At 74.1% G+C, this 18,410-nt stretch carries 14 protein-coding genes; 7 read left to right on the forward strand and 7 right to left on the reverse strand.

What is annotated here, in order from left to right; genetic code table 11:
- The first annotated feature begins 32 nt into the window (after positions 1–32).
- Together ACIBBA_RS05835 and ACIBBA_RS05840 are read left to right on the forward strand one after the other, a co-directional pair.
- Positions 33–2,318 (forward strand): LLM class flavin-dependent oxidoreductase, encoded by a 2,286-nt coding sequence (locus ACIBBA_RS05835; protein WP_396694150.1) that lies wholly within the window; start codon positions 33–35, stop codon positions 2,316–2,318.
- Entirely contained in the window at positions 2,315–3,226 is a 912-nt protein-coding gene (locus ACIBBA_RS05840; protein WP_396694152.1) for an LLM class flavin-dependent oxidoreductase, read from the forward strand. The genes ACIBBA_RS05835 and ACIBBA_RS05840 overlap by 4 nt, the downstream gene beginning before the upstream one ends.
- A gap of 9 nt (positions 3,227–3,235) precedes the next feature.
- Here the strand turns inward: ACIBBA_RS05840 and ACIBBA_RS05845 are convergent, their stop codons facing one another.
- From ACIBBA_RS05845 to ACIBBA_RS05855, 3 genes are all read right to left on the reverse strand, one after another.
- A complete protein-coding gene (locus ACIBBA_RS05845; protein WP_396694154.1) occupies positions 3,236–4,525 on the reverse strand; it encodes an RNA polymerase sigma factor in 1,290 nt (429 codons plus the stop codon).
- Positions 4,522–4,863, reverse strand: a complete 342-nt coding sequence (locus ACIBBA_RS05850; protein ID WP_396694156.1) for a YciI family protein — start codon at positions 4,861–4,863, stop codon at positions 4,522–4,524. The genes ACIBBA_RS05845 and ACIBBA_RS05850 overlap by 4 nt, the downstream gene beginning before the upstream one ends.
- Positions 4,864–4,987: 124 nt before the next feature.
- Positions 4,988–5,866: an alpha/beta fold hydrolase gene (locus ACIBBA_RS05855; RefSeq protein ID WP_396694158.1), complete on the reverse strand. Its 879-nt coding sequence runs from the start codon at positions 5,864–5,866 to the stop codon at positions 4,988–4,990.
- 163 nt (positions 5,867–6,029) lie between these two features.
- Here ACIBBA_RS05855 and ACIBBA_RS05860 point away from each other — a divergent pair, with 163 nt between their 5' ends.
- On the forward strand, positions 6,030–9,365 hold the full coding sequence (locus tag ACIBBA_RS05860) for a BTAD domain-containing putative transcriptional regulator (RefSeq protein ID WP_396694160.1): 3,336 nt from the start codon (positions 6,030–6,032) through the stop codon (positions 9,363–9,365).
- Positions 9,366–9,410: 45 nt separating this feature from the next.
- Here ACIBBA_RS05860 and ileS read toward each other — a convergent pair whose 3' ends face one another.
- Positions 9,411–12,533 carry an isoleucine--tRNA ligase gene (gene ileS / locus ACIBBA_RS05865; RefSeq protein WP_396694162.1) on the reverse strand — a complete coding sequence of 1,041 codons (3,123 nt, stop codon included), beginning with the start codon at positions 12,531–12,533 and terminating at the stop codon, positions 9,411–9,413.
- 363 nt (positions 12,534–12,896) lie between these two features.
- On the opposite strand from ileS, the gene ACIBBA_RS05870 reads away from it, so the two are divergent.
- The 3 genes from ACIBBA_RS05870 to ACIBBA_RS05880 all read left to right on the forward strand — a co-directional run bounded on the left by ACIBBA_RS05870 (position 12,897) and on the right by ACIBBA_RS05880 (position 14,843).
- Entirely contained in the window at positions 12,897–13,505 is a 609-nt protein-coding gene (locus ACIBBA_RS05870; RefSeq protein ID WP_396694164.1) for an ArsR/SmtB family transcription factor, read from the forward strand.
- Position 13,506: 1 nt separating this feature from the next.
- Positions 13,507–13,959: a DUF6069 family protein gene (locus ACIBBA_RS05875; protein WP_396694166.1), complete on the forward strand. Its 453-nt coding sequence runs from the start codon at positions 13,507–13,509 to the stop codon at positions 13,957–13,959.
- A 125-nt stretch (positions 13,960–14,084) separates the two neighbouring features.
- Entirely contained in the window at positions 14,085–14,843 is a 759-nt protein-coding gene (locus tag ACIBBA_RS05880) for an SRPBCC domain-containing protein (RefSeq protein ID WP_396694168.1), read from the forward strand.
- An 80-nt stretch (positions 14,844–14,923) separates the two neighbouring features.
- Here the strand turns inward: ACIBBA_RS05880 and ACIBBA_RS05885 are convergent, their stop codons facing one another.
- On the reverse strand, positions 14,924–15,856 hold the full coding sequence (locus ACIBBA_RS05885; protein WP_396694170.1) for a GlxA family transcriptional regulator: 933 nt from the start codon (positions 15,854–15,856) through the stop codon (positions 14,924–14,926).
- Between the two features lie 81 nt (positions 15,857–15,937).
- On the opposite strand from ACIBBA_RS05885, the gene ACIBBA_RS05890 reads away from it, so the two are divergent.
- Positions 15,938–16,348: a DUF6010 family protein gene (locus ACIBBA_RS05890; protein ID WP_396694172.1), complete on the forward strand. Its 411-nt coding sequence runs from the start codon at positions 15,938–15,940 to the stop codon at positions 16,346–16,348.
- Positions 16,349–16,360: 12 nt separating this feature from the next.
- Here the strand turns inward: ACIBBA_RS05890 and ACIBBA_RS05895 are convergent, their stop codons facing one another.
- A complete protein-coding gene (locus tag ACIBBA_RS05895) occupies positions 16,361–17,035 on the reverse strand; it encodes a response regulator (RefSeq protein WP_396694174.1) in 675 nt (224 codons plus the stop codon).
- Positions 17,023–18,315 carry a sensor domain-containing protein gene (locus ACIBBA_RS05900; RefSeq protein WP_396694176.1) on the reverse strand — a complete coding sequence of 431 codons (1,293 nt, stop codon included), beginning with the start codon at positions 18,313–18,315 and terminating at the stop codon, positions 17,023–17,025. The genes ACIBBA_RS05895 and ACIBBA_RS05900 overlap by 13 nt, the downstream gene beginning before the upstream one ends.
- Positions 18,316–18,410: the final 95 nt, after the last annotated feature.

Genomic DNA, 18,410 nt, shown 5'->3' on the forward strand with positions numbered 1-18,410 from the left:
ACTGGTTGACGCATCAACCTTTGGGAGAGTTCGTGTCAGGTAACTATGGCCACCGCCTCGAATTCGGCACGTTCGTCACGCCGACGAACGCGTCACCCGAGACGCCGGTGGCGCTCGCCCGGCGCAGCGAGGAACTCGGCTACGACCTGGTCACCTTCCAGGACCACCCGTACCAGCCGGCGTTCCTGGACACCTGGACGCTGCTGTCCTGGGTCGCCGGCAGGACCGAACGAATCCGGTTGGCCGCGAACGTGCTGAACGTGCCGCTGCGGGCGCCGGCCGTGCTGGCCCGCTCCGCCGCAAGTCTGGACCTGCTCTCCGACGGCCGGCTGGACCTCGCCCTCGGCGCCGGCGCGTTCTGGCAGGCGATCGAGGCGATGGGCGGCCGGCGGCTGACCCCGCGCGAGTCGGTCGACGCGCTCGGCGAGGCGATCGACGTCATCCGCGCCCTGCTGGCGGCCGACGACCCGACGCCGGCCAGCTATCCCGGCGAGCACCACCGGCTCGACGGTGCCGAGCGCGGCCCGCTGCCGGCCCACCACATCCCGATCTGGCTCGGCGCGCGCAGGCCGCGGATGCTGCGGCTGGTCGGCGCGAAGGCCGACGGGTGGCTGCCCACGCTCGGCCCGGTCGAGCCCGACGCCCTCCGGGCCGGCAACAAGATCATTGACGAGGCGGCCCGGGAGGCGGGGCGTGACCCGGCGGAGATCCGGCGGCTGCTGAACATCTCCGGCCGGTTCGCGCCGACCCGGCAGGGCCTCCTGCACGGGCCGGCCGCCAGCTGGGTCGAGGACCTGCTGCCGCTGGTCGTCGAGGACGGCGTCGGCACCCTGATCCTGATGACCGACGACGACGCGACCATGACCCGGTTCGCCCAGGAGGTCGCCCCGGCGCTGCGCGAGGCCGTCGACCGGCGGCTGCCGGCCCCGCTGCCGACCACCGCGCGGCGCAGCGTCACCGTCCGCGCCAAGCGGCGCCCGGGCATCGCCTACGACGAGGTGCCGCCGTCCCTGGTCGACAGCGCGGTGGAGCCCGGCGACGTCGGCTACTCCCAGGTGAAGTCGAACTACATGCGCGGCGGCGCGCCCGGCCTGATTCTGCAACCAGGCACCCCGGCCGAGGTGGCCGACGCGCTCGCCTTCGCCCGCGCGCACCGGGACCTGCCGTTGGGCATCCGCAGCGGCGGTCACGGCATCAGCGGCCGGTCCACCAACGACGGCGGCCTCGTGATCTACGTCGGCCGGATGAACGAGATCGAGGTGCTCGACGAGGCCACCCGTCGGGTACGCATCGGCCCCGGCGCGCGGTGGATGCAGGTCGCGGCGGCGCTGGCCCCGTACGGCTGGGCGCTCACCTCCGGCGACTACGGCGGCGTCGGCGTCGGCGGGCTGGCCACCGCCGGCGGCGTCGGCTGGCTGGCGCGCAAGCACGGCCTGACCATCGACCACCTGCGCGCGGTCGAGCTGGTCCTCGCCGACGGCACCCAGGTCCGCGCCAGCGACACCGAGAACCCCGACCTGTTCTGGGCGGTACGCGGCGCCGGCGCCAACTTCGGGGTGGTGACCGCGTTCGAGTTCGAGGTCGACGAGGTCGGGCCGGTCGGCTGGGCGCAGTTCGCGCTGGACGCCAGCGACCCGGAGCTGCTGGTCCGCTGGGGCGCCGCGGTGGAGGCCGCGCCGCGCGACCTGACCAGCGCGCTTCTCATGGGCCCGCCCCGCATCGGCCAGCCGCAGGTGGCGCAGGTGATGGCGATGGTCGACTCGGACGACCCGGCGACGATCGTCGGGCAGCTCCAGCCCGTCGCGGACATCGCCCCCGGCTACGACCAGCAGGTGGTCATCACCTCGTACGCCTCGGTGATGGCCAACGCGAGCGACGGCCCGCACCACGGGCAGGGGGAGCCGATCTCCCGTACCGGCTTCGTCGAGCACCTCACGCCCGCCTTCGCGGCAGCCGCCAACCGTCTGCTGGCCAGCGGCGTGGTGTATTTCTTCCACATCCGTTCGGTCGGCGGCGCGGTCACCGACGTCGACCCCGACGCGATGGCGTGGAGCCACCGCGGGGTCAACTTCCACGTCAGCGCGTTCGGGCGGCACCGCGGCCGGCTCGACGCCCTCTGGGACGACCTCTTCGCCGGGCAGCTGCGCGGCACCTACCTCAGCTTCGAGACCGACCAGCGCCCGGAGCGGCTCGCCGACGCGTTTCCGCCCCGCACGCTGGCCCGGCTCCGCGAGCTGAAGGCGCGCTACGACCCGGACCAGCTCTTCCGTGACAACTTCGCCATCACACCCGACACCGCATCGAGGACGACGCCATGAGCGACTACGGACACGATCTGCTGTTCGGCACCTTCGTCACGCCCACCGCGCAGCCCGCCCGGCACGCGGTCGACCTGGCGGTGCTGGCCGACCGCGCGGGGCTGGACCTGGTCACCTTCCAGGACCACCCCTATCAGCCCCGGTTCCACGACACCTGGACCCTGCTGAGCTACGTGGCCGCCCGCACCGAACGCGTCCACCTCAGCGGGAACGTGCTCAACCTGCCGCTGCGACAGCCGGCGGTGCTGGCCCGCAGCGCGGCGAGCCTGGACCTGCTCAGCGGCGGCCGGTTCGAACTCGGCATCGGCGCGGGGGCGTTCTGGGAGGCCATCGAGGCGATGGGCGGGCGGCGGCTCGCCGCCGGCCAGGCGATCACCGCGCTCGACGAGGCGATCCGGATCATGCGTGAGGTGTGGGCGGCCGACAAGCCGGGCGGAGTCCGCGTCGACGGCGAGTACTACCGGGTCAACGGCGCCAAGCGCGGGCCCGCGCCGGCCCACCAGGTGAACGTCTGGATCGGGGCGTACAAGCCGCGGATGCTCCGGCTGACCGGCCGGGTGGGCGACGGCTGGCTGCCGTCCCTGCAGTACCTGCCCGGCGGGCCGGGCGACCTGGCCACGATGAACGAACAGATCGACGAGTCCGCCGTGGCGGCGGGTCGGGAGCCCGCTCAGATCCGGCGGCTGCTCAACGTCGGCGGCCAGTTCGCGCCGACCGGCCGATCGCTGCTCAACGGCCCGCCCGAGCAGTGGGCGGAGGACCTCGCCGGGCTGGCCCTGGAGCACGGGGTAAGTGCCTTCATCCTGGGCAGCGACGACCCGGCCGCGATCGAACTCTTCGCCGCCGAGGTCGCGCCGGCCACCCGTGAGCTGGTCGCCGAGGAGCGCTCCCGCGCGGTGGCGGGCTGACATTCCCGGTCAGTCGCCGGGCGAGCTGGGTCCGCCGGCATCCTCGATCGCGGCCAACCGGCGGCGCAGGTGGGCCCGCTCCGGCTCGGTGCCGGCCAGGTCGAGCGCCTCCCGGTAGGCCGCCGCCGCCTCCGGCAGCCGGCCCAGCCGGTGCAGCAGGTCCGCCCGGGCCGCCGGGTACGGGTGGTAGCCGCGCAGCTGCGGCTCGCCGGCCAGCTCGTCGAGCAGCGCCAGACCGGCCTGCGGGCCGTCCCGCATGGCCACCGCCGCCGCCCGGTTCAGGGCCACCACCGGCGACGGCGTCAGCGCGAGCAGTACGTCGTAGAGCGCCACCACCTGCGGCCAGTCGGTGGAGGCCTCGTCGGTGGCCTCGTCGTGCAGCGCGGCGATCGCGGCCTGCACCCCGTACGGGCCGGGTGGGCCGCCGGTCAGCGCGGCGAGCACGAGGCCCTGCCCCTCCTCGATCATCGGGCGGTCCCAGCGGGTGCGGTCCTGCGCGTCGAGGAGCACCAGCTCGCCGGTCGGGTCGATCCGGGCGTCCCGCCGGGCGTGCACCAGCAGCATCAGTCCGAGCAGGCCGGCCACCTCGCGCTCGCCGGGGAGCAGCCGGCGCAGGATCCGGGCCAGCCGGATGGCCTCCTCGGCGAGATCGTGGCGCTGCAGGTGCGGGCCGGAGCTGGCCGCGTAGCCCTCGGTGAAGACCGAGTACACCGCCTGGAGCACGCCGGCCAACCGCGCGGGCAGCTCGTCCGGCTCGGGAACCCGGAACGGGATGCGGGCCTCGCGAATCTTCTTCTTGGCCCGGACCAGCCGCTGTGCCATCGTCGCGGTCGGGACGAGGTAGGCCCGGGCGACCTCGGGCGTGGTCAGGCCGGCGAGGTAACGCAGGGTCAGGGCCCCGCGGTCCGCCGCCGGCAGCGCCGGATGGGCGCAGGTGAAGAAGAGCCGCAGCCGCTCGTCGGGGAGCCCGCCGTCGGCGTCCGTGGGCGCGGCCGGCCCGGCCCGGTCCGCCTCCGCCTGGAGGATGGCGAGCCGGGCGGCGTACGCCTGGTCGCGCCGGAGCCGGTCGACGGCCCGGCGCCGGGCCGTGGTGAGCAGCCAGGCGCCGGGCCGGGTCGGTACGCCGTCGACGGGCCAGTGCGTCAGGGCCGCCTCGATCGCCTCGGAGGCGACGTCCTCGGCCAGGTCGAGGTCGCCGAAGCGGTGCACCAGGGCGGCGAGCAGCCGGCCGCGCTCCTCCCGGAACACCGCCTCCACGCAGGCGCGGGTGCCGGCGGGCTGCCCGTCCGTCCCGGTCATCCCTCGAACTCGGCGACCGGCCGCACCTCCATCGTCCCGCCGTCACGCGCACCGGGACACCGGGCGGCCCAGTCCAGGGCGACGTCGAGGTTCGGCACGTCGATCACGTAGTAGCCGCCGAGGACCTCCCGGGTCTCGGCGAACGGGCCGTCGGTGACGGTCCGCTCGCCGGACGGGTCGACCCGGACCGTGGTGGCGGTGGTGAGATCGGCCAGCGAGTGCCCGGCGACGAAGATGCCCGCCTCCTGCACGTCCTTGTCGTAGGCCACCCAGTCCTCGAAGGTGCACGTCGGCGCCGCGTCCGTGGACCCGGCGTAGATCAGCATCATGTACTTCATGTCCGACTCCTGTCGTCGTTCTCTGGTTGCCGTACGGCTGACGACGAACGGGACCGGCCAGGATCGACAGCCCTCGGGAATTCTCTCCCACCGAACCCGCAGCGGGTGGGCTCGCCGCGTCCCGTCAGCGGGCGAGCAGGGCGCGCAGCGCCGCGACGACCTCGGCCGGCGCCTCCTCGGCCATGAAGTGGCCGCAGGAGACGGTGCGGTGGGTCAGCTCCGGCGCCCACGCCCGCCACAGCGCGGCGGCGTCGTAGCCGAGCGCCGCGCCCCAGTCCTGCTGGAGGACGGTCACCGGCATCCGCAGCTGGTTCCCGGCCGCGCGATCGGCCCGGTCGTGCTCGACGTCGATGCCGGCGGAGGCCCGGTAGTCGGCCACGATCGAGGTGACCGCCGCGCGGGACGCCGCCAGGTACGCGGCTCGCACCTCGGCCGGGATGGCCTCCCGGTCCTGGGTCCACGCGTCGAGGAAGTACCCGAAGAAGGCGTCCGCGCTCGCGCTGATCAGCTGCTCGGGCAGGCCGGGCGGCTGGGCCATCAGGTAGAGGTGAAAGCCGACCGCGGCGGTGGTGCCGTGCAGGACGTCCCACATGTCGAGGGTGGGCAGCACGTCGAGCGCGGCGAGGTGGGTGACCGCCTGCGGGTGATCGAGACCGGCCCGGACGGCGACCAGGGCGCCGCGGTCGTGCCCGACCAGGGCGAAGCGTTCGTGTCCCAGCGCCCGGGCCAGCGCGACCACGTCGGCGGCCATCGTCCGCTTGGCGTACCGGGCGCCGTCGGTGTCGGCGGGCTTGTCGCTGGCGCCGTAGCCGCGTAGGTCGGGGCAGATCACGGTGTGGTCGGCGGCGAGGTCGGCGGCGACGTGCCGCCACATGAGGTGCGTCTGCGGGAAGCCGTGCAGCAACACGACGGCGGGGCCGGAACCGCCCACGGCCGCGTTGAGCGTGACGCCGTCGGCGACGGTGACGCGCCGGTAGTCGAAGCCCTTGATTGTGGGTTCCACGAGAAGACCTTTCCTGGTGACGTCGGCCCAGGCGCCGGGGCGTCGCGCCCCTCGCCCGGTGTACGCCGTCGAGCCTGCTCGGCGGTGATGAGCAGCGGATCAGCACCGGATGAGTGCCGGACGGGCCCGCCGGCCACGGCCGGCGGTTGCCTAGATTGGGGAGATGACCGGGCAGGAGGCGGTGACCTTCGGCGTACTCGGCCCGGTGCGGGCCGTCGCCGGCGGTGGCCCGGTGCCGCTGCGGGGTGCGCGCCAGCGTGCGGTGCTGGCCCGGCTGCTGGCCGCCCGGGGTCGGGTGGTGCCGGTCGACCGGCTCGTCGACGACCTGTGGGACGAACCGCCGGACGCTGCGGTGGCCGCCATCCGCACCTTCGTCGCCGATCTGCGTCGGGCCCTGGAACCGGAACGGCCACCCCGCCAGCCGGCTCGGCTGCTGATCACCGAGCCGCCCGGGTACGCGCTGCAGCCGGCGCGGGACGCCGTGGACGCCTGGCGGTTCGAAGCGGCGGTCGGCGAGTCGGGCGAGCTGCTGACCGCCGGGGCGGCGGAGCCGGCGCTGGCGCGTCTCGACGCTGCGCTCGCCCTCTGGCGCGGCCCCGCCTTTGCCGAGTACGCCGGCCAGAGCTGGGCCCGCGGGGAGATCGACCGGCTGGACGAGTTGCGGATGCTGGCCGTGCAGCGGCGGGCTGAGGCGCTGTTGGCGCTGGGCCGGCCCGCCGAGGCCATCGCCGAGCTGCGGGCGCTGGCCGCCGATCAACCCCTGCGGGAGGACGCCTGGCGGTTGCTGGCGCTCGCCCTCTACCGGAGCGACCGGCAGGGCGACGCGCTGGCCGCACTGCGCCGAGCCCGGGAGACGCTGGTGGCGGAGCTGGGCGTCGACCCCGGTCCCCGGCTGCGGGACCTGGAGGCCGACATCCTCGCCCAGGCCCCGCACCTCGCCGGCCCGGCCGCGCCGACGGCGGTGAGCGGGGCGCCCGCCGGGGACGCCGCGCCCGCCGCCCCGGCACCGTCACCCGCCGCCCCGGCACCGACACCCGGCGGCCCGGCACCGTCACCCGGCGGCTCGGCGCGGGCGTTCGTCGGCCGGGACGCGGAGCTGCGCAGCCTGCGGGCTGCGGCCGACCGGACGGCCGAGCTGGGCACCCCGACGCTCGTCCTGCTCTCCGGGGACGCGGGGGCCGGCAAGTCGGCGCTCGCCGAGGCGCTGACCGGCCGGCTGGCAGCGGCCGGCTGGACGACGGTGTGGGGCCGCAGCCCGGAGTACGACGGCGCCCCGGTGGCCTGGCCGTGGCGGCAGGTCGCCGACGAGCTGGCCGCAACGACGGGGATCGCCCCGCCGGGGGCCGGGGAACCGGCGGACCGGGCCGAGGCCGACCCGGCGATGGGCCGCTTCCGGTTGCACCGTGCCGCTGCGGCGCAGCTCTCCGCGGTGGCCGGACGGGCGCCGGTGCTGGTGGTGCTCGATGATCTGCACCGGGCGGACCAGGGCACCCTGGACCTGCTGACCGCGCTCTTCACCGAGCCGGCGCCGGTGACCGGTCCGGTGCTGCTCGTCGGGACCTACCGCGCCACGGAGATCACCCCCGAGTTGACCGGTGCGCTGGCCCGGATCGCCCGGCTCGAACCGCTCCGGGTCTACCTCGGCGGACTCGCCGAGGCGGCGACGGGCGACCTGGCCCGGGCCCTCGTCGGGCGAGACCTGGACCCGTCCGCGGTGCGGCTGATCCACCGCCGCAGCGGAGGCAACCCGTTCTTCGTCCGCGAGCTGGCCCGGCTGCTCGCCACCGAGGGCGACGCGGCGTTGGAGCGGGTGCCCGCCGGGGTGCGCGACGTCATCCGGCACCGGCTCGCCCGGCTGTCCCCGGCGGCGCAGGAGGGGCTGCGGCAGGCCGCGGTGCTCGGCCGGGACGTCGACCCGGAGGTGCTCGCCGCACTGGCAAGCGGCGACACCGCGACGCTCGACGCGCTGGACGAAGCGTTGCGGGCCGGATTCCTCAGCGAGCAGGCCGACGGCGGGCTGCGGTTCACCCACATCCTGGTCCGCGACACCCTCTACGGCGACCTGTCCGCGCTGCGCCGGGCCCACTGGCACCGGGCGGCCGGCGCGGCGATCGAACGGCTGCACCCCGGCGACCTCGTCGCCCTCGCCCACCACTTCGGACGGGCGGGCAGGGCCACCGCCGCGCGCGCGGCCCGTTATGCCGGGCTCGCCGCCGAGCAGGCCGAACGCCGGGCCCACCCCCATCAGGCGGCCCGGCTCTGGCAGCAGGCGGTCGACGCCCACGACCGGGCCGGCGGCGGTGACGTCCGGGCCAGGCTGACGGCGGTGATGGGGCTCGGCCGGGCGCTCGCCGTCACCGGGCACCTGGACCGCACCCGTCGCTATCGGGAGGAGGGAATCGACGCGGCCGAGCGGCTCGACGATCCGGCGCTCCTCGCGACCGTGCTCACCGCCTTCGACGTGCCGGCGATCTGGCCCCGCAACGACGACGAGGCGCTCTCCGGCCGCATCGTCCGGGCGGCCGAGCACGCGCTGACCGCGGTCGGCGAGGACGGCGCGGAGCTACGCAGCCGCCTGTTGAGCACGACGGCGCTGGAGTTGCGCGGCACCCGTACCGACCGGGGACGCCGCGCGGCGGTGGAGGCGGAGGCCCTGGCCCGGCGGCTGGGTGATCCGGCCCTGCTGGCGTTCGCCCTCAACGCCCGGTTCATGCACAGCTTCCCGCGCAGCGGACTCGCGGCCGAGCGCGCCCGGCTCGGGGCGGAGCTGGTCGACCTGGCCGCCGGGCACGAGCTGGTGACGTTCGAGGTGCTCGGGCATCTCGTGCTGATGCAGGCGCACGGGGCGCTCGCCGACCTCGGCGCCGCGGACGCCCACGCGGTCGCCGCCGATCGGCTCGCCGAGCGGCACGACCTGCCGCTGGTGGGCGTCTTCACCGGTTGGTACGCGGCCCTGCGTCTCGCCCTCGCCGGGCGATCGGCCGAGGCGGATGTCGCCTACCGGCGGGCGCACGCGCGCATGCCGGCCGGCGGGATGCCCGGCATGGAGCAGGGCCTGCTGCCGTTCGCCCTGCTGTCGCTGCGGCTCGCCGACACGCCGCCGACGGCGGTGCCGGAGGTCTCCGACGAAGAGGACTGGGGGCCGCACGCGCCGTGGGTCCGCCCGCTGACCCTGGCCGCCGCCGGCCACCGCGACGAGACGGTCGCCGCGCTGCGCGCTCTTCCGGAGTCACCGTACGACCTGCTCCGGGAGGCCCGCGCCTGCCTCATCGCCCGCGCCGCGCTCGCCGCCGGTGACCGGACCGCCATGGCGTACGCGTACGCCGAGCTGCTGCCCGCGGCCGGCGAGCTGGCCGGGGCGGGCAGCGGGGTGCTCAGCCTCGGCCCGGTGGCCCGGTACCTGGCCGACCTCGCCGCCGCGCTCGGTCGGGACGACGAGGCCGCCGCCCATCAGCGGTCGGCGCGGGCGGTCGCGGCGCGGGTCCGGGCGGCGGATTGACCTGTTCGCCGCCCCGGGCCGTGGTGGCCCGGGGCGGCACCGGAGTCAGGCCTTCCGGAGCCAGAAGGTCAGGCCGAGCGACTCGTCGGTGAACGGCTGGGCGTCCGGCCAGGACGCTTCGCCCTCCGCGCAGTCGGTCGCCAGCACCTCGTCGGTCACCAGGTCACGGTGCTCGGTGAGGGCGAGCGCGGTCTCCTCCCGCTCCGTCCGGTAGCGCAGCTCGATCCGGTCGGTCACCTCCAGGCCGCTGCTCTTGCGCGCCTCCTGGATCTGCCGGATCGCGTCCCGGGCCACCCCGGCCCGGCGCAGCTCCGGAGTCAGGTGCAGGTCCAGCGCCAGGGTCGCGCCCGCGTCGCTGGCCACCGCCCAGCCCTCCCGCGGCGTCTCCACCACGACCACCTCGTCCGGGCCGAGCGTCACCGGCTCGCCGTCGAGGAGGACCGTGGCCGAGCCGGTGTCGCGCAGCGAGTCCCGCAGCGCGGCGGCGTCGGCGGCCGCGATCGCCTTGGCCACCTGCTGCACCCCCTTGCCGAAGCGCTTGCCGAGGGTACGGAAGTTGGCCTTGGCGGTGGTGTCCACCAGCGAACCGCCCCCGCCGCCCACCGGCTCGACCGAGCCGACGTTCAGCTCGGCGGCGATCTCGGCCAGCAGCTCCGGCGACAGCTCCTCGAACCCGTTGGCGGAGGCCAGCGCTCGGGACAGCGGCTGGCGGACCTTCATCCCGGAGTCGGCCCGGGCGGCCCGGCCCAGCTCGACCAGCCGTCGGGCGAGCGCCATCTGCCGGGACAGGGCCGGGTCGATCAGCGACTCGTCGACCTCCGGGTACGCGGCCAGGTGCACCGACTCCGGCAGCGTCGGGGCGACCGGCACGACCATGTCCTGCCAGACCCGCTCGGTGACGAACGGGGTGAGCGGCGCCAGCAGCAGGGTGACGGTGGTCAGTGCCTCGTGCAGGGTGGCGAGCGCCGCGCGGTCGCCCCGCCAGAAGCGCCGCCGGCTGCGCCGGACGTACCAGTTCGACAGGTCGTCGATGAAGGTGGCGAGCAGCCGTCCCGCCTGGTGCGTGTCGAACGCGGCCATCGCGGCGTCGACCTGCTGGACCAGCGTGTTCAGCTCGGAGAGCACCCACCGGTCCAGCACCGGCCGGTCCGCCGGCGCCGGGTCGGCGGCCGACGGGGTCCAGTTGGCGGTACGGCCGTAGAGGGACTGGAAGGCGGCCGTGTTCCAGTAGGTCAGCAGGATCTTGCGGACCACCTCCTGGAGCGCGGTGTGCCCGACTCGTCGCGCCGACCAGGGCGAGCCGACGGCGGCCATGAACCAGCGCACCGCGTCCGCGCCGTGCTGGTCCATCAGCGGGATCGGTTCCAGGATGTTGCCCAGGTGCTTGGACATCTTGCGGCCGTCCTCGGCCAGGATGTGGCCGAGGCAGACCACGTTCTCGTACGACGACTTGTCGAAGACCAGCGTGCCGATGGCCATCAGCGTGTAGAACCAGCCGCGCGTCTGGTCGATGGCTTCGGAGATGAACTGGGCCGGGTAGCGCTCGGCGAAGAGCTCGGCGTTGCGGTGCGGGTAGCCGAACTGCGCGAACGGCATGGAGCCCGAGTCGTACCAGGCGTCGATGACGTCGGGCACCCGGCGGGCGGTCTGACCACAGTGGCAGCCGAAGGTGACGTCGTCGATGAACGGCCGGTGCGGGTCGAGGTTGCTCAGGTCGGAGCCGGTCAGCTCGCCCAGCTCCGCCAGCGAGCCGACGCAGGTCAGGTGCTCGTTCGCGCAGCGCCAGATGGGCAGGGGGGTGCCCCAGTAGCGACGGCGGGACAGCGCCCAGTCGACGTTGTTGTTGAGCCAGTCGCCGTAGCGGCCGTACTTGACCGTCGCGGGGTGCCAGGTGGTGCGCTCGTTCTCGCGCAGCAGCGCGTCCCGGACGGCGGTGGTCCGCACGTACCAGGACGGCTGGGCGTAGTAGATCAGCGCGGTGTGGCAGCGCCAGCAGTGCGGGTAGCTGTGCTCGTACGGCTGGTTGCGGAAGAGCAAGCCCCGCGCCTGCAGATCCTCGATCAGCGGCCGGTCGGCCTCCTTGAAGAAGAGCCCGCCGACCAGCGGTACCTCCGGGGAGAACCGGCCGTTGGACTGCACCGGGTTCACCATCGGCAGGCCGTACGCCCGGCTGTTGGCCAGGTCGTCCGCGCCGAAGGCGGGCGCCTGGTGGACCAGCCCGGTGCCGCTGTCCGTGGTCACGTACGACGCGAGGATCACGATGTGCGCGTCGGGGACCTCGACCAGGTCGAAGGGCGCCCGGTAGGTCCACCGCTCGAGTTCCTTGCCCGTGAACGACTCGCCGGTCAGCTCCCACCCGTCGCCGAGCGCGTACGCCAGCAGCGGCTCGGCCACCACGAGCTGCTCGTTGCCGTCGGTGGCCACCACGTACCGCACGTCGGGGTGCACCGCGACCGCGACGTTCGACGGCAGGGTCCACGGGGTGGTGGTCCAGACCAGCAGCGCGGCCCGGTCGGCCAGCGGGCCGGAGGTGAGCGGGAAGCGGACGAAGACCGACGGGTCGACGACCGTCTCGTAGCCCTGGGCGACCTCGTGGTCGGAGAGGCCGGTCTCGTCGCGCGGGCACCACGGCGCGACTCGGAAGTCCTCGACCAGCAGGCCCTTGTCGAAGATCTGCTTCAACGACCACCAGACGGACTCGATGTACTCCGGGTCCATGGTCCGGTAGGCGTCGTCCATGTCGACCCAGTAGCCCATGCGCTCGGTGAGCTCGGCGAACGCGTCGGTGTGCCGGGTGACCGATTCGCGGCAGCGGGCGTTGAACTCCGCGATGCCGAACTTCTCGATGTCCTGCTTGCCGGAGAAGCCGAGCTCACGCTCGACGGCCAGCTCCACGGGGAGACCGTGGCAGTCCCAGCCGGCCTTGCGGGCGACGTGGAACCCCTTCATGGTCTTGTAGCGCGGGAAGACGTCCTTGAACACCCGGGCCTCGATGTGGTGGGCGCCGGGCATGCCGTTGGCGGTCGGCGGTCCCTCGTAGAAGACCCACTGCGGGCGGCCCTCGGACTGCTCGAGGCTGCGCGCGAAGATGCTGTTGGCGTGCCAGAAGTGCAGGACCTCGTGATCGAGCTCGGGCAGATCGACCTGGGTCGGTACGCTGCGGTACATCGTTCCTCCGTCGGCGCGTGTGGTGAAGCTCCGCCGGAGGGACGAGGCCGTGGGCCCCGCGGTACCACCCTCCTTGGCCGATAACGGCCCTCTCGTTCAGGTGTGGTCGGGTCTACTCGGCCTGGCGGCCTTTCTTCCGACGGCTCCGGGGTGATCTTCCCGCCACGCACACCCCCGGGCTTCCACCATCTCCGGGTCGCTTCTGGCTGCGTGCGGCGGTACTCGTCCCCATCTGCGCCTTCCGCACGCATCCTATCCCAGCCGATCTGAGCACGACCACGGCGTTATGGAGGGGCGATCTCGGGAGCCACCGACAACTTATTTTGTCTTGACAAAAAAATCTGTCGGTGGGAGAGTTAAGCCATGTTCGACATCGCAGTGATCGAGAACCCGGCGGCGGCCGAGGCGTCGCTGGACCCGATGCGGGCCCGGCTGCTGGCCGAGCTCGCCGAACCGGCCTCGGCGACGACGCTTGCCGCCCGCGTCGGCCTGCCGCGGCAGAAGGTCAACTACCACCTCCGGGCGCTCGAGCAGCACGGCCTGATCGAGCTGGTCGAGGAGCGTCGCAAGGGCAACGTCACCGAGCGGGTCATGCGCGCCACCGCGGCGTCCTACGTGATCTCGCCCGCGGCCCTGGCCGCCGTGCGACCCAACCCCACGCCGGCCCCGGACCGGCTCTCCGCGCGGTGGCTGCTCGCGATCGCGGCCCGCCTCGTGCAGGACGTCGGCACGCTGATCACCGGCGCCGACCGGGCGAAGAAGCGGGTGGCGACCTTCGCCCTCGACGGCACCGTCCGGTTCGCCTCGGCGAGCGACCGGGCCGCGTTCGCCGAGGAGCTGGCCGCCGCGGTCACCGCCCTGGTCGGCAAATACCACGACGAGAACGCCCCCGGCGGTCGTGAGCACCGCGTGGTGCTCGCCCTGCACCCCACCGTCAATCCCACCACCGGCACCGAATCCGAGGAGTCCTGACATGTCCGCCATGACCAGCCCGACCACTGTCCGGACCATCGGCACCGCCGACGCCACCACCCGGCGCCGCCGCCAGCGCGCCCTGGGCGTGGGCGTCGCGGTGGCCGCGAACAGCCTGCTCTACCTGGTCGCCCGTACGGCCGGCACGGACTTCACCCTCACCGACCCGGGGGCGACCCGGCCGCACCCGCTGATCCTGCCGGAGATCGCGGTCTTCAGCCTGGTCTTCGCGCTGCTCGGCTGGGGTTCTCTCGCGCTGATCGAGCGGTTCTCCCGGCACGCCCGGGTGATCTGGAGCGTGCTCGCCGGTGTGGTGCTGCTGGCCTCCTTCCTCCCGGTCTTCATCGAACAGGCCACAACAGACACCCGGGTCATGCTCTGCGTACTGCACGTCGTGGTGGCCGCAGCGCTGTTGCCGATGCTCCGTCAGCCGGCCGGTGCCGCCGCCCGCTGACCCGCGTTCGACCGGACACGCCCACTGCATGTACCTCTCGCCGGCGTCGCTACGCGCGCCGCCAGCGACCGAACCGACCCGACGACGACTCGTGAACGACCGAACATTGACGAAGGGCTCAGATCATGGGACACCACTTCCAGCTCCACAAGGACATCGCGCTGGCCGCCACCCCCGAGCAGGTGTGGGAGGCGATCGCCACCGGACCTGGCATCGACTCCTGGTTCATGGGTCGCAGTCAGGTGGAGCCGCGCGAGGGCGGGCGGACCAGCCTGACCATGGCCGGCCACGTCGACGAGGCGACGGTCGCCGCCTGGGAGCCCGGGAAGCGGTTCGCGTACCGCACCGAGCCCGGGCCGGACGGCAGCTTCATGGCCATCGAATACCTCATCGAGGGCCGTGAGCAGGGCGGCACGGTGCTGCGGCTGGTCCAGAGCGGCGTGCTCGGCGACAACTGGGAGACCGAGTACGAGGCGATGCAGACCGGCTGGGACATGTACCTGGGCAGCCTGGCCGCCTACCTCGCCCACTTCCCCGGCCGGGCCGGCACCCCGGTCACCGCCTTCCGTCCGGAGGCCGGCCGCCCGGAGCAGGTGTGGGCGGCGGTGGCCGACGCCTTCGGCATCGCCGGCCCGATCACCGAGGGCGCCAAGGCCCGGCTCACGATCGACGGCCTGCCGCCGATCGAGGGGGTCGTCGATGTCGCCGGCCTCCCGACCTACGTCGGAGTCCGCACCGACGACGCGCTCTACCGGTTCCTGCACTCGGGCGCCGACCGGGGCAACGTCCTGGTGCTCGGCCACCACATCTTCACCGCCGACGCGGACTCGTCCCGGACCGAGCAGGCCTGGCAGAACTGGGTGAACACGCTTCCGATCGGCTGAAGGGTCGAGCCCCGGCCCGCACCGGAGAGCGACCGTGTCCCGCCACCACGGCGCGAGCGGTCGCTCTCCGGTCTGCGACGTCAGCCGCCGCGGTACGCGCCGCGGTACGTGCGCGGGCTGACCCCGACGACCTGCCGGAAGCACTCGCGGAAGGCGGTCGGCGAGGTGAACCCGACCAACTCGCCGACCCGCTCGACCGGCGTGCCGGTCTCTTCCAGAAGTTGCTGGGCCCGGCGGACCCGCTGCCGGCTGAGCCACTGCATCGGGGTCGCGCCGGTCTGCTGGCGGAAGTGGCGGCTGAGCGACCGGGTGCTCATCGAGGCTCGGGCGGCGAGTTCGGCCAGCGTCAGCGGGGCGTGCAGGTTGTCGGTCAACCAGGTGAGCAGTGGCTGCAGCGAGGTGCCGTCCGGCGCGGGCGGTTCGTGGCTGATGAACTGCGCCTGGCCGCCGGCCCGTTCCAGCGGCATGACGCAGCTGCGCGCCGTCGCGGCGGCCACCGAGACGCCGTGGTCGCGGCGCACGATGTGCAGACAGAGGTCGAGCCCCGCGGCCGCGCCGGCCGAGGTCAGCACCGACCCCTCGTCGACGAAGAGCACGTCCGGATCGATGGCCACCCGGGGATGGCGGCGGGCCAGCTCGGTGGCGGCGGCCCAGTGCGTCGTGGCGCGCCGCCCGTCGAGCAGCCCGGCGTCTGCCAGGACGAACGCCCCGGTGCAGATCGACACCAGCCGCCCGCGGGTGGCGCGAAGCGTGTCGATGACGACCCGCGGCACCGGTTGGTCGAGATCGGCGAGCCCCGGGACGACGACCGTGTCCGCCCCGGTCACCGCGCTCAACCCGTCCCGCGCCCGGATGCTGATCGGCCCACACGACACCTCGTCGGCGGCCGCGCACACCGACACCTGGTACGCCGGGCGGCCGTCGGCCGACCGGGCGCGACCGAAAACCTCCAACGGTACGGAGAGGTCGAAGGGCACGACGCCGTCGTAGGCGAGGATCGCGACACGATGCACCCGCACAGTGTGGCGCGATCCCGTCGATGACGGTCCAGCCAGCCACTGCCAGCCGGTCTGCGCCGCACCTAGGTTCGGCGCATGGCTGTTCTCGTCGCGGTGCTCATCGGTGTCCTGTACGTCTGCCTGAACTCGCTGATCCCCGAGCCGCAGCGGCGCAGGGTCAACGCCGTCATGGTGGGCGGGGCAGGGGCGGCGTACCTCAGCGGCGGCGGTCTCGGGGCCTGGGAGCTGGCGTTCACCGCGGTGCTGACCTACGTCGCGTACCGCGGGTTGGAGTCGTGGACGTTCATCGGGATCGGCTGGCTGCTGCACACCGCCTGGGACCTCGCCCACCACCTCAGCGGCGACCCGATCCTTCCGTTCGCGTCCGGGTCGTCGTTCGGCTGCATGATCTGCGATCCGGTCATCGCCCTCTGGTGCCTGACCGGCGGCCACTCGGTGACCGACGCGCTGCGGGCCCGGTTCGCCCGCGCCCGGTCCACCGGCTGACGGGCTCGCCGGTCACGGGTCGACGGAGGTCGGCTGGGTGCGCAGGTAGGTGAGCACCGCCAGCACCCGGCGATTGGTGTCGTCGCTGGGCAGCAGGCCGAGCTTCATCAGGATGTTGCCCACGTGCTTGTTGATCGCCGCCTCGGTGATGTGCAACGCCGCGGCGATCGACGCGTTCGAGCGGCCCTCCGCGACCAGCGCCAGCACCTCCCGCTCCCGGGCGGAGAGGGCGGCCAGCGGGTCGCGCGGCCGGTGCAGCAGCCGTCGTACCACGTCGGGATCGATGACCGTGCCACCGTCCACGACGGTACGGAGGTGCCCGACGAACTCGGTCACCTCGGCGACCCGATCCTTGAGCAGGTAGCCGACCCGCCGACCGTCCCCGCTGCCCAGCAGCGCGGCGGCGTACTCCGCCTGCACGTGCTGGCTGAGCACCACCACCGCGAGTTCCGGCCGCTCGGCGCGGAGGGCGACCGCGGCCCGCAGGCCGTCGTCGCTGCCGTCCGGCGGCATCCGGATGTCGGTCACCACGAGGTCGGGCTGGTGCGTTCGGACCGCGTCCCGCAGCGCCGGCACCGAGCCGACGGCGGCGAGCACGTCGAAGTCGAATCGTCGCAGGAGGCTGACCAGGCCCTCGCGCAGCAGGACTTCGTCCTCGGCGAGCACGACCCGGGTCACGGGCGGCACGGCAGCTCCACCCGCACCAGGGTAGGCCCGCCGGGCGGGCTGGCGAGCAGCAGTCGCCCGCCGGCCGCGGCCACCCGGTCGGCGAGACCGGTCAGGCCGGTGCCGCGGGCCGGGTCGGCGCCGCCGCGGCCGTCGTCGGAGACCTCCACCACGAGCTGCCCGCCGGGCAGGGTGAGCCGTACCTCGGCCCGGGTCGCCTCGGCGTGCCGGGCCACGTTGCCGAGGCACTCGGACACCACGTAGTAGGCGGTGGTCTCGACGATCTCGGGCAGCGGCCGGTCCAGGTCGGCGTGCACGGTGACCGGGATGGTGGCCTCGTCGGCCAGTTCCCGGACCGCGCCGGCCAGGCCGAGGTCGGTGAGGCTCTGCGGGCGGATGCCGTGCACGATCTGTCGGAGCAGCCCCATCAGGCCCTTGGCCTGGTCGTGCGCCACGGCGAGCGGCCGGGCGGCGGGGGAGTCCTCGGGTACGTCCAGCCGGGCCAGGCCGAGTTGCAGGGTGAGGCTGGTCAGCCGGGGCTGCGCGCCGTCGTGCACGTCACGCTCGATGCGCCGGCGCTCGGCCTCGTACGCGTCGACCAGCCGGGCCCGCGACCGGGTGACCTCGCGCAGCTCCGACGCGTCGACGGGCCAGCCCAGCAGCCATCGCGCCACGGCGGCCTGCGCGGCGGCGAGAACTCCCAGCGCGTACCAGAGCACCGGCAGCAGCAGGACGCCCACGATCGCGTACGGAACGGCTTCGCCCGGTGAGTCGACGGTGCTCCACACCACGATGACGTTGTCCGCGTCACCGGCCAGCCACGGGCTGGCGATCAGCGTGACGTCGAGCAGCGCGAGCAGGGCGACCACCCAGTACGCCAGCGGCACCACGCTGCCGAGCCAGGCCGCGTACGCGACCTCACGCCACGCGTTGGCCGTGGTGTAGCGGGCGCGCAGACCCCGCCAGCGCCGCTCGGGCAGCGGGCGGGGGTCGACCAGGCCGAGTCGCCACCGCTCGACGGCGGCGACCGCGACGCTCACGATCGGGGCCAGCGCGACCAGGGCCAGCCCGCCGGCGAGCAGGAACAGGGCGAGCGGCAGGGAGATCGGGCGGTCGTGCTGGCGTACCGCGTTGAGGGCCGCCACCAGGGGTGCGCCGACCACGAGTAGCCCGAGGGAGAGCAGACCGGCGATCGGGACGGTGGTCACCAGGTAGGCCAACGTCCGCCACGGCCAACTGGAGATCAGGTAGCCGCGGCGGCGTAGCGCCTCGGCCAGGTGCGGAGGCTGAGCCGATGTCATGGCATCGACGCTAATCGGGGCTGGACCTGCGACCCAGCCGGCTGGATCCACTTCGTGGGTAGCGCCAGCCCCACCCGGATGCGGGGCGTGCCCGG

Source organism: Micromonospora sp. NPDC051006, assembly GCF_044456245.1.
Taxonomy (GTDB): Bacteria; Actinomycetota; Actinomycetes; order Mycobacteriales; family Micromonosporaceae; genus Micromonospora.

What these genes read in the sequence shown, in the direction of transcription:
- ACIBBA_RS05840 (WP_396694152.1), top strand. Translation starts at nt 2,315, where the DNA reads ATGAGCGACTACGGACACGATCTGCTGTTCGGCACCTTCGTCACGCCC.
- ACIBBA_RS05845 (WP_396694154.1), bottom strand. Translation starts at nt 4,525, where the DNA reads ATGACCGGGACGGACGGGCAGCCCGCCGGCACCCGCGCCTGCGTGGAG.
- ACIBBA_RS05850 (WP_396694156.1), bottom strand. Translation starts at nt 4,863, where the DNA reads ATGAAGTACATGATGCTGATCTACGCCGGGTCCACGGACGCGGCGCCG.
- ACIBBA_RS05860 (WP_396694160.1), top strand. Translation starts at nt 6,030, where the DNA reads ATGACCGGGCAGGAGGCGGTGACCTTCGGCGTACTCGGCCCGGTGCGG.
- ileS (WP_396694162.1), bottom strand. Translation starts at nt 12,533, where the DNA reads ATGTACCGCAGCGTACCGACCCAGGTCGATCTGCCCGAGCTCGATCAC.
- ACIBBA_RS05870 (WP_396694164.1), top strand. Translation starts at nt 12,897, where the DNA reads ATGTTCGACATCGCAGTGATCGAGAACCCGGCGGCGGCCGAGGCGTCG.
- ACIBBA_RS05875 (WP_396694166.1), top strand. Translation starts at nt 13,507, where the DNA reads ATGTCCGCCATGACCAGCCCGACCACTGTCCGGACCATCGGCACCGCC.
- ACIBBA_RS05880 (WP_396694168.1), top strand. Translation starts at nt 14,085, where the DNA reads ATGGGACACCACTTCCAGCTCCACAAGGACATCGCGCTGGCCGCCACC.
- ACIBBA_RS05890 (WP_396694172.1), top strand. Translation starts at nt 15,938, where the DNA reads ATGGCTGTTCTCGTCGCGGTGCTCATCGGTGTCCTGTACGTCTGCCTG.
- ACIBBA_RS05900 (WP_396694176.1), bottom strand. Translation starts at nt 18,315, where the DNA reads ATGACATCGGCTCAGCCTCCGCACCTGGCCGAGGCGCTACGCCGCCGC.